The sequence below is a fragment of the Vibrio sp. BS-M-Sm-2 genome (assembly GCF_041504345.1).
Taxonomy (GTDB): domain Bacteria; phylum Pseudomonadota; class Gammaproteobacteria; order Enterobacterales; family Vibrionaceae; genus Vibrio; species Vibrio satsumensis.
On record NZ_CP167894.1, the window covers coordinates 364,884 to 379,506 of the forward strand.

13 protein-coding genes are annotated in these 14,623 nt (G+C 44.1%); 8 read left to right on the forward strand and 5 right to left on the reverse strand.

Going from position 1 to position 14,623, the window contains the following annotated elements; all coding sequences use genetic code 11:
• The first annotated feature begins 188 nt into the window (after positions 1-188).
• On the forward strand, positions 189-1,523 hold the full coding sequence (locus tag AB8613_RS01600; protein WP_372384307.1) for a sphingomyelin phosphodiesterase: 1,335 nt from the start codon (positions 189-191) through the stop codon (positions 1,521-1,523).
• A gap of 39 nt (positions 1,524-1,562) precedes the next feature.
• Entirely contained in the window at positions 1,563-2,513 is a 951-nt protein-coding gene (locus tag AB8613_RS01605) for a chromosome partitioning protein ParA (protein WP_372384842.1), read from the forward strand.
• A gap of 4 nt (positions 2,514-2,517) precedes the next feature.
• Here the strand turns inward: AB8613_RS01605 and AB8613_RS01610 are convergent, their stop codons facing one another.
• Entirely contained in the window at positions 2,518-3,552 is a 1,035-nt protein-coding gene (locus AB8613_RS01610) for an AraC family transcriptional regulator (protein ID WP_372384308.1), read from the reverse strand.
• A 169-nt stretch (positions 3,553-3,721) separates the two neighbouring features.
• On the opposite strand from AB8613_RS01610, the gene AB8613_RS01615 reads away from it, so the two are divergent.
• Entirely contained in the window at positions 3,722-4,735 is a 1,014-nt protein-coding gene (locus tag AB8613_RS01615) for a DUF2804 domain-containing protein (protein ID WP_054546460.1), read from the forward strand.
• An 87-nt stretch (positions 4,736-4,822) separates the two neighbouring features.
• Entirely contained in the window at positions 4,823-5,671 is an 849-nt protein-coding gene (locus AB8613_RS01620; RefSeq protein WP_372384309.1) for a sterol desaturase family protein, read from the forward strand.
• Between the two features lie 15 nt (positions 5,672-5,686).
• On the opposite strand, the gene AB8613_RS01625 is transcribed toward AB8613_RS01620, so the two are convergent.
• The 4 genes from AB8613_RS01625 to AB8613_RS01640 are packed head-to-tail and all read right to left on the reverse strand — an operon-like array spanning position 5,687 to position 9,804.
• A complete protein-coding gene (locus AB8613_RS01625) occupies positions 5,687-8,125 on the reverse strand; it encodes a carboxypeptidase-like regulatory domain-containing protein (RefSeq protein ID WP_372384310.1) in 2,439 nt (812 codons plus the stop codon).
• A 47-nt stretch (positions 8,126-8,172) separates the two neighbouring features.
• The gene (locus AB8613_RS01630) at positions 8,173-8,883 is read right to left on the reverse strand and encodes a molecular chaperone (RefSeq protein WP_017090896.1); all 711 of its coding nucleotides are present in this window, start codon (positions 8,881-8,883) and stop codon (positions 8,173-8,175) included.
• On the reverse strand, positions 8,880-9,317 hold the full coding sequence (locus tag AB8613_RS01635; RefSeq protein ID WP_372384311.1) for a DUF4402 domain-containing protein: 438 nt from the start codon (positions 9,315-9,317) through the stop codon (positions 8,880-8,882). The genes AB8613_RS01630 and AB8613_RS01635 overlap by 4 nt, the downstream gene beginning before the upstream one ends.
• Before the next feature lie 52 nt (positions 9,318-9,369).
• Positions 9,370-9,804, reverse strand: coding sequence for a DUF4402 domain-containing protein (locus AB8613_RS01640; protein ID WP_048611824.1), 435 nt, complete (start codon positions 9,802-9,804; stop codon positions 9,370-9,372).
• A 1,011-nt stretch (positions 9,805-10,815) separates the two neighbouring features.
• Here AB8613_RS01640 and sbcB point away from each other — a divergent pair.
• From sbcB to cdd, 4 genes are all read left to right on the forward strand, one after another.
• Positions 10,816-12,240 (forward strand): exodeoxyribonuclease I, encoded by a 1,425-nt coding sequence (sbcB, locus tag AB8613_RS01645; protein WP_372384312.1) that lies wholly within the window; start codon positions 10,816-10,818, stop codon positions 12,238-12,240.
• A gap of 25 nt (positions 12,241-12,265) precedes the next feature.
• The gene (locus AB8613_RS01650) at positions 12,266-12,637 is read left to right on the forward strand and encodes a CidA/LrgA family protein (RefSeq protein WP_004734867.1); all 372 of its coding nucleotides are present in this window, start codon (positions 12,266-12,268) and stop codon (positions 12,635-12,637) included.
• A 2-nt stretch (positions 12,638-12,639) separates the two neighbouring features.
• On the forward strand, positions 12,640-13,317 hold the full coding sequence (locus AB8613_RS01655) for an LrgB family protein (RefSeq protein WP_004734865.1): 678 nt from the start codon (positions 12,640-12,642) through the stop codon (positions 13,315-13,317).
• 357 nt (positions 13,318-13,674) lie between these two features.
• Complete coding sequence (gene cdd, locus AB8613_RS01660; RefSeq protein WP_065676922.1) at positions 13,675-14,562, forward strand: cytidine deaminase; 888 nt, start codon at positions 13,675-13,677, stop codon at positions 14,560-14,562.
• The last annotated feature ends 61 nt before the right edge of the window (positions 14,563-14,623 follow it).

A 14,623-nucleotide genomic window follows, 5' to 3' on the forward strand; every position in this document is an offset into this window, starting at 1 on the left:
GTTTGTTAGCGTGCGCGCGTATCACTTATCATTCCGATAAAGCAATATGTTAATTATCAATGAGTAATCAAATTTATAAAACCATGGCATATATCTAATATTTGGATAATTCTGATAGAGTTATAACTCCAATGTCACAACTCTTTACTACGTTATTCTTTAAACCAATCAGTAAGGATAACGTGAAAATGAAAACTCAATGGACTTGCCTGAGTGCATTACTTGCATCAGCTTCATTCATTTCAACCTCGGCTATTGCAGATACCGATGTGTATCTAACCAACAACACCAACCAAGTGATGACGATTCAAACCAATCATACCGGTACCGACTTACTGCAACTTGGCGATGAGTGGCAACAACACGTTGAGCAGATTGGACCGTGGGAGACCAAAAAACTGATCAGTTTCAATCGCTGGACAGGCGTAAAGTCCGGTAAGACATACGAGTTTGACACAGTGGTATCAAACTCTATTGGAGAAAGTGTCACGCTCAATCAAACCATGGAAGGACATTGGTATAATTCGACACTGCAACATGGTTTGAGTGCCGCAGACGTCAACCTAACTTTGCATGACGATCGTAATATTCATCGCAGCACAACCGATGCATTCGGGGTCAATGCAGAGCTAGCCCTCAAAGCCGATTCTACAGCGCGCTATGATGATATTTATTACACCATCACCCCACCAAAAGTAGATGAGCAACCCGAGCCGGATGCCAAGTCACTAAAAGTCATGACCTATAACATCTGGGCACTGCCTGCCATCGCTTCGCATATTGGTGACCGCTACGATCTTCTCCCTCAATACGTAAAAGGCTACGACGTGTTGGCGCTTCAAGAGGTGTTTGCCAACGGACGAGATGAGTTCCTACGTGAACTTGCGAAAGAGTACCCTTACCAAACCAAGATGCTCAATAAGGATGGCATCAACATCTATGACGGCGGCGTGATCATTGTGAGCCGTTACCCTATCGTCAACGAAGCGCAATACGTGTTTCCTGATTGTACAGGCACAGATTGCTTTGCTGATAAAGGTGTTAACTACGCGGAAGTCATCAAAAATGGTCAGGCTTACCACGTGTTTGGCACTCACACCGCCTCATTCGATACGGACACAGCTCGTGACTACCGACAGCGTCAATTTAAACAGATGCGTCAGCTTGCTCAATCACTGGAAATACCAACTTCAGAGACGGTTATTTACAGCGGTGACTTTAACGTGAACAAGCTTAAGTTCCCAGGCGACTACCAAGAGATGTTCGCTAACTTGCAGGCCGAAGAGCCACAATATTCAGGTTACACCGCGTCTACTTTTGACCCTCGCATCAACAACTTTGCAGGCGAACCTATATCGGGTGGCGAGAATGTTGAGTATCTCGATTATGTAGTGGTGAGTTCAGAGTATGCTGCTAAAGCTCATAACGACAATCGTGTGGATGTCCCAAGATCAACAAGCAGTGAGTTATGGAAGCACTACAACCTTTCAGACCACTTCCCTGTTAGCGCCCTCATTAAGTAACTCGGTGAACCCATAATGCATCGAGTCATCTTAATCCTAATGCTCGTCTTAACGACGGGCATTATTGGCTATTCTTGGTCATCAAAATCCACTGAAACACCGCTATCTTCTGCTCAACACACAGAAGCAAAACAGCGGGTTTCTACGACAACTGCTGACGACAATTCCACGCCAACTGCAACCGCCAGTTCGGAAAATGCAGCATCGCAGAACAAACAAGCCGAAGCAGAATCATCGGGCGGAGAAACGCATGTTAAAAACTTAAGCGAACTTGAAGGTAAAGCTCTATTCGATGAACTCGATGGGTTCTGGGCGCTTTGCAAACAACGCGATGACTGCACTGAACAACTCGTACGATTGAAATCAGAATTACCGAGCATATGGTTTGAGTTACTGAGCGACTATCCGCAGCTATTCGTCGATTGGCAATTAACCCAAAGCACTATCCCACTAGAATCCATAGAAACTCTTGAAGAGCGTGTTGCCCTATTCAAACAATCTGCACAGCAAGTATGGGGAGAGTTGGCCCACCAGCTATTCGCAGACCAATTTGCTCATCTAGATTTTACGCTTGACGCCAATACCCTTGAAGAGAACGAAGCGAGCCAGTTTTTGGCCAACTATCAAGATTTGCTTAGTGAATGGCAAAACAATACAGCGACATTAAACGCCGAAACACAGCTTCAAAAATATGAACTGGCAGTCTCTTTGATACCCAGCAGCTATAGCCCTGCTGAAATCGCATCAGTCAAAGCCGACCTTCAAGAAACCTACTTAGATGAAACGCAGGCCAACAACATTGCCGCAAGAGAACAACAAGTCGCACAACAGCAACAAACCGTGATGACTTATCATGAGCAACTGGATCAGCTCAAAGCGACCTTGGACTCTCAGCGAAGCTCAAGTTATGCCACTTGGACTCAACAAGATTGGGACAGTTACTATCAGCAGCAAGTATCCGATTTCAGGGAGCAGTTTTTTAGCAAGTAACGCTTTAACTTAAACCGTTACGGAACTGAGCAGGCGTTTTATTGAGCCACCCTTTAAACGCCCTTCTGAAATTTGCAGGGTCGCTATAACCAAGCCTTTCACCAATATCATCAATGCTCATGGATGTGCCAAGTAATAGCTCTTTGGCTAGTTCCACTCGAACTTCGGTAAGCAATACTTGATAACTGGAATCATGAGTAACCAGCTCTCTCCTGAGCGTGCGAGAGCTACAACCAAATTCGTCTGCGAGCTGTTCTATATTCGGGAAACAGCCTGCGGTTTGATAAAAGATCGTTTTGATCTGGTTAGTCAGCAAATGTTCCGAGTCCAATGTCTCAACTATCGACTGGCAAGACGCAAGGTAGCGCTTCAGTGTCGCTGCATCATGAGTCAATAAGGTTTGTGACAAAACCGAGGCATCAAAACGCAGTTCACAATGGCTCTGCCCAAAAACTACAGGGCACTGGAAACGCTCGTCATAGAGCTTGGCGTAATTAGTGCGAGCATAAGGCAAAGCCAAAGTATGAATATCCAACTCATGACCAGTCAGTTCTTTGAACAAAGAGACGATTGAACTCAAGAAATATTCACTGCAGAAAGGAAGGAGATCACCCACTTCCAAGGTGTTCTCAATCTGAATCACTGCTTGCTCGGAATCTAGAAACAATTTAACCGAGAAAATAGGACCGTTCAGGCGCAGATATTTAAAGCCCGACTTGATGGCCTCCCCGACATTTTGACTGGTCGATAGCGCATAACCCAACACACCAAAGTGGCTCAAGCTAGCGTGTTCGCCCAACCAAAGCCCTAGACCATCGTGAGGAAAACTCTGATTAGCCGCGCTAAATAACGCAAGCTTGTCAGCGTAAGTCAGCTTTCCATTCGGGTCTCGCCAATCCATGTTCGGCAAACCCACATCATTGAGTAACCTTTCAATATCGATACCTCGTTGCTCTAACGTATTCAACAGCAGCGCGATATCTAATGTCCCCAACTGATGCCGATGTCCGGTCGGCTTATACTCCGCGATAATCTCCAATCGTCTCTCCTTATATCGAGCCCATTCCCATCAACATGACTACTCAGCTTCAACAACACTACTGACAAAATCGTGATTGGTAACGCGCTCTTGTCCGAATATGACCTCCCAATTCTACGCTACTCATCGCACAATGGCTTTAATTGTTAAATTTATGTGAACCATCGCAATGATAAAAACGAACCCTGCCCCACACAGTTTGATTGATTCTAATGGTCAGCCGATCATTGGACATTTCGATGGCATCCCAAAACAACTGAACATCGAGAACTTTGACTACCGAAACTCGATGGATTCAAAAGCAGGTCCTTGGCAGAAGCACTTCCACTACAAGCAATTTCAATTTGTCAGCATCGTCACCGAAACGCACGTTATCGGCGTGGCAATCGCGGATATTCGCTACTTGGGCTCGGCATTTTGTTATCTGTACGATATTGAAAACAACCATCTAGAAGAGTCATCTTGGTTGAGGCCATTAGGGTTTGATAAACAAGTTACCGCTTCGCCATTTGACGGCACGACAAACATTGCAGGCCAAAGCATCACCTTTAATATTGAAGGCGGGCAATGGCAAGTTCGCTTGAATACCAAACTCATCAAGGCCGATATCGCTTTAGAACCTGAAGCCGACAGCTTGCCCTTGGCGATGTGCAGCCCAACGGGTTATTCAGGTTGGACTTACACCCAAAAGCACAATGCTTTGCGCATCAGCGGTGAAATCCAAATCAAGGGAGAATCACTCGTTCTCGAACAAGCTCGTGCCGGTTATGACTTTTCAGCGGGCTACATGAGACGTGAAACCAGTTGGCGCTGGGCAAGCATCAACACGCAATCCAATGGCACAGATATTGGCCTAAACCTCGCGGCGGGCGTGAATGAAACCGGAGGCTGCGAAAACGTATTATGGGTCAATGGAACCAGACACTTGCTTAACCCGGTACAGTTTACGTTCAGTCGCCAAGACACGAACTTGCCTTGGCAGATAACATCACAAGATGGACGTATAAACCTGGCCTTTATGCCCCTTAATAACCGCAGCGAAAAGCTCAATTTATGGCTGTTAAAGAGTAACTTTCGTCAGTTCATTGGTCATTTTTCTGGCTCGATTGAAGACAACAATGGAGTGACACATCAACTCGATGGTGTTCTTGGCCTAACAGAAGATCACTTTGCTCGCTGGTAACGTAATTCTGCTGATTGAATCTCAGACGATCAAGTCTAAGTAAACTTGATACTAAGAACGCGTATGGCGTCTCAACAAGGATAAAACATGAATATCGACGCATTAATCAATCACCCAGAATGGCTACTGCTGGTATTAGCGCCCTTGTTCGTGGTGTGTATGTTAGCTGAGTATTTTATCGGTCAGAAACAAGGTCGACTACCAGATAACTCCAGCTATAAACTTTCAGAGGTGATGTGTAACTTCACGCTTGCGGGAATGCATCAACTCTCCGATTTACTCACCGGGTTATTGGTCGTGCAGCTGTATCTTGGGATGTTCGGTTGGCACTTAATGGACATCGACATGGGCGTGCTGAGTTTTGTCGTATTGATGGTGTTACAAGACTTTTGCTATTACTGGTTCCATAGAGCAAGCCATCGTATTCGCTGGATGTGGGCCGCGCACGTCGCGCACCACAGTTCAGAACAGATGAACTTCAGTACGGCTTTCCGTCAGAGTTTGATGTACCCATTCGCAGGCATGTGGTTATTTTGGGTACCGCTAGTCATCATAGGCTTCGACCCTAAATGGGTCATCTTTGTGGTGCTTCTCAACCTTGGTTTGCAATTCTTTGTCCATACACAATGGATACGAAGCTTGGGACCACTTGAATACATCTTTAACACCCCATCACACCACCGTGTGCATCACGGCAAAAACCCGCAATACATAGATAAGAACTACGCCGGTGTTTTGATCATTTGGGATAAGTTGTTTGGTACGTTCGAACCGGAAGTTGAAACCGTACGTTACGGCGTCACCAAGCCAGTAAACAGTTTTAACCCGATAGTGGTCACCTTTCAAGAATGGAAGGCCATATTCAAAGATTTGAAGAACCGAGAGCTAACCATGAAACAAAAAGTGCGATTGATACTGTCGCCTCCTTCAGACTAATCAAAACGATCGGATTTAGTACACCTTATGAAAATCAATGAGGTTGAATGTGAGGTCGCTTACCCAGAAATCGCCGTCCAAGTCGGCACCTTGCACGTATCGCTTGTCGCCCATTTCTAAAGTCACAATGTATTTACCCGCGATGAGCCCTTCAACCATATAGAAGCCATCGCTTTCGATTTCACTCGAATACTCGGTGCCTTTCTGTATGTGCTTAAAGTGCAAATAGGCATTGTCTTCTAATGTGCCTTCAAGCGTACCATCGACACCAAATGACACCACCATTTCGATGTGAGCATCAGTTAACCCGACTTGCTTAGTGTTTACAAACACAGGGTTTTGAATCGGCGTGAGGTTAAGGTCGAGTGCCCCTTCATCAATATAGATAGGTAGATTATCTCGAGCCGGAACACTTGAGAATTCAAATCGGCCTTTTGCATCACTGACCGCTCGTTGGTCCAAGATTTGTAGGCTTACGCCTGGTATGGGTTGTTTGTGGTGATCGTAGACAACGCCCGTCAACTTAGAATGGTTGTATCGATTCCACTCAACAAACTCACCAATGCTTTCATCAAAGTAAGTTTTAGCACCGAATTCGGTCGTCATCTCGACACCGTATCGGTCTTCAGTTCCTTCTATCTTAAAGAGTAAATAAGGGTTCACTCGAGCTTCTAAAGAGGCGGAAAACGAAACTTCCTGTTTCTGATAGCGAGCCGATACGTTCGTCGTGAGCTCTTGAAAAACCTCTAGAGGATCTAGCAGGCACTCTTTACAGGCATTCCTTAGGGATAATTCTGTTCGTTCATGATGACCAGAGCCATCAACAGTTCCAGAAATATTCCACGACGTATCCGAAAAACCACTTTTAGCCAAGCCAATCGTATGGAGGTAATCGTCTTGATGAGAAGCTTTGATGTATCGATAGTCACCAGCGTATGAGACAAACAGATTACGAGCCACTTTCGAGTTCAACTTAGGTTCAACGCTCAACTCATCTTCATCATCCCTTACCGTCAAAAAGGCCGTTAGATTGGCAAGCGACAGGTTGTATTTGAACACATCGTACTCCATCGACTCTAAGTCCAATTCATCGGTTTTATTAAGCTCTATCGATGCCGACTGATCACCATTGATCAAAATATCAAATTCCATTGGAAAGCGATTGAACTCAGGTAACCAACCGATATGACCCGCGAACCAATGCGCCGGTAAGTATCGTCCTTGAACACCAATCAAGTCTTTACCATTTTGCCTCATAAAGGCACTACCCACGGTGAAGTAATCGGCAAGCCCATATTCGAGCGACACAGCGCCAGCTCGGTCTGCACCTTCATTGCCCACCACTTGCACACCCCACTCGTTGCTTGGCAGAAATGCATCTTCTAAACCGGCGACGGTGATCTCTTCTTCCTGCCAGACACCTTTCGATAAGTAGTAGCGAAACTTGATGGTGTCACCTGGGGAAATGTTATCTTCTTCAACCACGAAGCGTCCAAACTCATCAGAGCGATAAGTGGTTTGATAAATGCCATTGACTAAAACATCGATGCTGATATTAGGTTGAGTAGTTCGTTCGAGTTGAAGGTTGCCGAACTCTGTCTGTCGCTTTCGGTTGGTGTAATAGAGCCCATCTTCGAGGGTTTGATTCACGGTAAAGACGCTGCCATCTAATAACACATGGCCGACTTCCAAAGAGCCTTCACCGTCATGAGCTTCTACCGCAATGTTGTAATAAACGATGGGGTTATCTTCTCGTGAATCAATCGACAAGCGAGACAAAGAGTGTTCAGTGCTTAATATGGTGTCTGAGATTGCGTAAACATCACCACCAGTTTCACTGTCGTGATAAACCGAAGTCGCTAAGCGAGTCGCCAAACCCACGGCGGCAACAGGTTCGAAAGCTGGCGTGCTTTCAGCTCGCTTGAGATCCTCGGCCTTCTTACGTGATTCATTTTTCATCTTAGAAATAGCGGCTTCCAGTTCAGTCAATGAACTGAATTCTGGAGTAACGGTGAGCCGATAATCATCAATATCCCAACGCACTTTTGCCGGGATACAAGCTTGTAAGCTGTACCAGTGGATGTAAGTTTCTGAGTCGATGACTTGATATTTGATCGACTGGATATTGTTGTCATCGCGATAACAAATGGCTTGTTCGGTATCTAGAATGTACGGAGGAGATTCTCTTCCCACATCTTGAGGCAAATACAGTTCGCAATATCCGCTTTCATCACACTGACCATTCATTTCGAGCAGATAAAAAGAGGCATTGGATATCGAAATGAAGGGTTCTTCGTAGTCATCCATCATGACACGATAAAAGCTATCCCCCACTTTCCCGACTCGAACTTCAACATGGGCTGGATAGAGTTCACTCGCCTCACTTTCTGCTTTAGATTGCGAATACGCACCAAAAGGAAACAGTGAGGCGAGCAACAAAAGTCGCCAAACCATGCAATTGAACACTGGCTTTTACAGAGTCAGCGACAATGAAACGAGCACTACAGAACACATTCGTACAGAGGCTGTTCGTTCTGAACCAGTGAGATCTTTGAGCCTTTTGGGAAAGGCTTGGTTAATTCAGCATTACGAAGTAGCACCACTTTTTCGCTATGCTCATCAACATTCAATTTCGCAGTAAATTGAAAGTTACCATCGTTGCGAATCTTGATGCTTTGGTTGTCACACGCAAACTTAACATCTTGCACCTGCTCACCTTTCTGAACATAAACGGGTACATAACTGTTGATGTGAAAGTTCAGTTGAAAGGCTGAACCATCACTGTTGGTTTTACTTGAAGACAACGCAATGTCTGATAGCTCTGCAGCTTTTGCTATTGGAGAAAACCACAAGTAAGCACGATATTCACCATCAGCCATGTCAGCAGGTAAAGCATTCATACGTAAGCGAACCGTGCGTCTTTGATTGGGTTTAAGTTCACGAATTATTGGTGGTGACACTTTAATCCAACTCGCGATATCTTCTGATTGCGCGATATTAGCGTCAGTTCGAACTAAGCCACTCGCCTTTACCGGGCGATAAATCGGTTTTATCTCCAAGCGAATCGGTTGATCTGAATTGTTTTCGACGACGATTTTTTCAGTCACCGAAGTGTCGGCATCCAGCACAAAACGAGTCGGTGCGATGAGTAACTGAGCATAGGCTTGTGTTGTGAAGATTAAGCCGAGAACACATGAGATAAACAACTTCATTTATAATTAACCTCAAAAGGGATTGTACTGGTGTAAAGGCCTGCTGGGTGGTTAGCACCGATTTTCACTTTGGCACCAATACACAATAATTTGCTTCTCCCGTTCCCTTTGATTATGGCTCTACCACGCTTTGATAAGCCACAACCAAAATAGAACTTTCTAATACGCAGGCGTTTGGATTTACGAGAATGGTTTAGATATTGCTTGGAAGGGAGAGAAACCACGATTTTTTTACCAGGCTCACCTTCAACATAAAAACGAACCACATAAACCTGACTATTGGATGGGTTTGAATCCGCATTCTGACCCGACCCAGAGATATACATACCCGGAAATTTCACTTCCATATTCTCAGGAATAATTTCTAGCGCATGAAAAGGGCTAGAATAAAAAATCAGACCGATATAAATCGCGTATTTGAATAGAAGACTCATAGTAAAGACGGCTGCTTTGCAACAGCCGTAATATTATACTGGTTTCATTTATTTATTGGTAAGTAACATCTACTGCAACGTTAGCAGTATATGTACCAGCAACTAATGTCGCACTTGAAGTACGTGCAGTACCACCAATATTAAGATCCGCAGTACCACCGGTAAGGGTAATAGCATTATTAAAGTCAAATTCAGCTGCAATCGTATTTACACCATTCACCAAGTTAGTATCAGAAATACTTACTGTTACTGCATCACCAGATTCTCCAGAAAGAGTAAATGCCGCAGCTCCAGCATCACCTTGAGCGATAACAACGTCCGTTGTGTTGTCTGAAGTGATGATACCGAAGTCAAGATCACTTGTTTTTGTCATTGTAATCGCTTGTTTTACTTCTAGTGTTGCATCAAAAGTGTCACTCACAGCGAAAACGTTCGCTGAAGAGATAGAAAGTGCAGATACAGCAACAACCTTAAATACTTTGTTCATTTCTTTAATCCTTTATATAAAATCGGCTTTATTATTAGGGTTACCTAATAGTCAATCAAAGTTAACAATTAAGTAACAACAATCCTATTTAGAAAATATATATATTGACACTTATTTATAAAAAAATGAGGCGCAGTGAGAATAAGATCACGCAAATTGACATAAATAACACTAACAATAATAATGGTATTGGTTCATTTTCACCAATTATATATAAAACTGGTTTTACACTTAACTCCTTTATTTTTGTACGTAATTATTTCTATAAAAAGACCTTAATTAAAGTAACCCTAAAATAAAGGACAAGAATAAGCCCTTATTATATTCAGGTTAATTACTATATAGATCACCGTGTTGCAATACAGTCTCAAAAATGAAACATACTGACAATTAAAATAAATTGTAATGAAAATGAAATATTAGAGCTTTATTTATATCCAATTCAAACACGGATTATAGAAAGTATTAAAAATGAGACAAACATAACACTCCAGTAAAATTAACCCCGACAATCATAAATACAGAAAAATTAATTAAATCTAAGAGGATTGTATTGCGAAATACACCTTAATTGGACAGATCCAAGACAGGCAAGTGAAGCAGTTTAAACATCTGCGCTGCGGTTTAGACATAAGCACAGCGGATTAGCCTCAGGTACAGGTACAGCCGATTAGCCACCAGTCAAAAAACAACGAGGTGTTTCTAATCACACGGCTTTAGAGTAAAAGACAAACAAACTCATTCGCGGTAAACCTGAAACCCGACTCATCGCCTTACAACAGCTAAGGTGAAAAGATAGGTAAAAAAGAGGTACACAGGCAGAATTGTGACCATAGAAAAGCCACAATTGGATTCAAAACCTTCCCCACCGACTCGATTGAATAGTAAAGCACCGTTTTCCGGCAATTTATTTGTGATCTGGGTTGCACGCGTACCGCATACTATCAGATACTGAACAAAACTAACCTTCAGCCACAGTAAACGTTCCGCGCTTGCTGTTCAGGAAATTCAATGAGTTCAGATAATCAGCCGACCTACTTCTTTTTTGATTACGAAACGTGGGGCGTTAGCCCAGCAAAAGACCGTCCGAGTCAGTTTGCGGGTGTTCGTACCGACCAAGATTTCAATGTTATTGGAGAGCCTCTGGTTATCTATTGCCAACCTCCTGCTGATTACCTCCCTGCGCCTGAAGCTGCGTTGATCACCCGTATCACACCACAGAAAGCGGCTTCACAAGGTCTTCCTGAACCAGAGTTTATCGCTAAGATCCATGCTGAGTTAGCGAAACCAAACACCACAAGCCTTGGCTACAACAGTATTCGATTCGATGATGAGGTAACGCGTTACACTTGTTACCGAAACTTCATCGACCCGTATGCGTGGAGCTGGCAGAACGGTAACTCACGTTGGGATCTACTCGATGTAATGCGCGCTGTTCACGCACTGCGCCCTGATGGTATCAACTGGCCACCAAATGAAGAAGGTTACCCAAGTTTCAAACTGGAACATCTATCGGTGGCAAACGGTATTGAACATGAGAACGCGCACGATGCGATGGCAGATGTTATTGCGACCATCGAACTGGCTAAGAAGTTAAAGGCCGCACAACCTAAGATGTTTGATTACCTCTACAACATGCGTCATAAGCGTAAGCTGAATGACCTGGTTGATATTGTAAACATGACACCATTGATGCACGTTTCGGGCATGTTTGGCCGTGACTGCAACTACACAAGTTGGATTGTGCCTATGGCTTGGCACCCAACCAATCAAAATGCCGTTATCGTGGTTGATTTAGCCAAAGATCCAAGCCCACTGTTAGAACTGGACGCTGATGAACTCAGAGACAGACTCTACACCAAACGCAGTGAACTGGGTGAAGACGAGCTACCCGTACCAATCAAATTGGTTCAACTGAACAAGTGCCCTATTCTTGCGCCAGCCAAAACACTGACGGCTGAAAATGCCGAAACCATCGGTATCGATCGCCAACAATGCTTAAAGAACCTAGCACTGCTTCGTGAACACCCAGAGATCCGCGAAAAACTGATCGGCCTCTACTCGCAAGAGCGTGAGTACGAGAAGAGTGATGATGTTGATACACACCTTTACGACGGTTTCTTTTCACCTGCTGATAAAACAGCAATGAACATCATTCGCGAAACTGACCCAAATAACTTAGCAGCTTTGGATATCACCTTCAGTGACGAACGTATTAAACCGCTACTGTTCCGTTACCGTGCTCGAAATTTCCCATGGACGCTCGACGAAGCTGAACAATTGAAATGGGCGAACCATTGTCGTGAATTTTATGAGAGCCGTTTAGAAGAGTACATGCTCAACCTTGAAAACCTCGCGCACGAACATGAAAGCGACGAGAAGAAAATGGCTATCTTGAAAGCGGTTTATCAATACGTAGAAAAGTTAGCTAGCTAATTCCATTATCAAGAGACGTAACACTTTGAAAGAAAGATTGATCCAACTGGTTTACTGCTTAATCTCCTTCACCTTAATCATAGGTGCTCTTACAGCAGGTAATGCGTTACAGCACTTTTTGGATACCTCAATCCCAGGCAGTATTTTTGGCATGTTGATTCTGTTTGCCGCCATGGTGATTGGTATTGTTCCTTCGCACTGGGTACAGCCCGGTGCAAGCTTGATTATCCGCCTAATGATCTTACTATTTGTTCCGATCAGTGTCGGGTTGATGGATCACTTCGACATGCTCATCGCGAACGCATTGCCAATTATGGCGAGCGCCGTTGGTGGCACATTACTGGTGTTGGTGTCCTTATCATGGTTCTTAGACCGCTTGCTTTCGAGAGGTAATTGATCATGTGGATTCTACTCACCATCGTGGTATTCCTGTTTGCTCGCTGGGTAAGCCAAAAAGTAAACTCGCCGCTGTGTAACCCGCTGCTTATCAGCATTGGTATAATCATTCCGATTCTCACGTTCTTCAAAGTACCGTTTGAGACTTACTATGCTGATAACACCTGGATTACCTACATGCTTCAGCCTGCGGTTGTTGCACTTGCCTACCCGCTTTATGAACAGCTACCTCAAATCAGAGCCAACTGGCGCATCATTACCTTTGCTTGCACGCTAGGCAGTGTAATGTCGATGACAACAACGGCATTAATCGCAGTGGCTTTTAAAGCGGACTTAACTTTGATCGCGAGTTTGTTAGGCAAATCAGTCACCACGCCAATTGCGATGGAAGTATCAAGCCATTTAGGTGGTGAAGCAGCGATTGCGGCAATACTGGTATTGATTGTTGGTCTGTTTGGGGCAATTTTTGCTTATCCAATCTACAATCTCATTGGCATTAAGAGCCCTATCGCGCGTGGTTTAACCATGGGTACCGTGTCTCACGCTTTAGGTACTGCGACCTGTGCTGAAAAGAATCAGGAAGATGCTGCATTCAGTTCGTTGGCATTGGTTCTTTGTGGGGTTATCACCTCAATCATTGCACCGAGTATATTTTCGCTCGTGGTTTGGTTCTATTCTTAACCACTTTGATTGCAGTTTATACGTGCTCTAATAGATGAGTTGGTAAATAGCTAAACTCACTGGTTCGCGACTTTTAAGCGTTACAGATATCAATAAGCCCAAGCATAACCTGATTATTTCAGTGATAGCTTGGGCTTTTTTCTCTCATTTATTCATCAATACGTGACAAACCAAACTCAATTTCAAGCAATAAGTGCGATATCAATGGTAGTTTTTACTCTTGCAATCGATTTCATCTGTGACCTCACTCTAATTATGCAAACCAATGTAACAACAACAACGCAGTAGTGATCAAAGTCACAGAAAATTCCTGAGCATTGCATAGAATTAAAGCCTAAGGTCAATTAAGGATTCAACATGAACAGTCGTATTACCCTGGCGCTGGAAAGTGCTCCAACAGCAATCAAAGCACTTTTGAGTGACATCGTATTAGCAGACAACTTTGACGCGACATTGTCTCCAGAACAATTTGCTAGCTTACTGCAAGCAAGTGGTTTAGCGGATGACGAGCTACGTATTGCGCTACTTCCTTTTGCCGCAGCCTATTCTTACGCTCCGCTATCTGACTTTTATGTTGGTGCAATCGTGCGTGGTTTGTCTGGCACTCTGTATTTTGGTGCAAACCTTGAAATCGCTGGTGCTCAACTTGGCCAAACAGTACACGCCGAGCAATCTGCAATCAGCCACGCTTGGATGAAAGGCGAACAAGGTATCTCTGATATCACAATCAATTTCAGCCCTTGTGGTCACTGTCGTCAATTCATGAACGAACTGACCACAGCGAAAGAGCTTAAGGTTCAGCTTCCACAACGTGATGAAATGTCTCTGCAAGAATACCTGCCAGACTCATTCGGCCCTGCTGATTTAGGTGTGACAACTGGCCTAATGACGAAGCTTGATCATAAATACACGACCGAAGAAACAACGCCTATTGTTGTGGAAGCGCTAGCAGCACTAAACCGCAGCCATGCTCCTTACACCAAAAACCTAAGTGGTGTTTCACTACAACTGACGTCAGGTGAGATCTTCACGGGTGCTTATGCAGAAAATGCCGCGTTTAACCCGAGCCTACCCCCTCTGCAAGTGGCGTTGATTCAACTTAAACTGGCTGGCTTCGATTTTGAACAAATTGAAAGTGCTGCTTTGGTTGAAATCGCAGAAGGTAGCATCAGCCACCTTGCGGATACGCAATCTACATTAGAAGCGATTAATCCAGACATTCCAGTGACTTACTTAGCAATCTAAGCACATCTAATTAACAAAAATTTAAATAAGCAGCCCCATTTAACGGGGCTGCTTTTTTTAT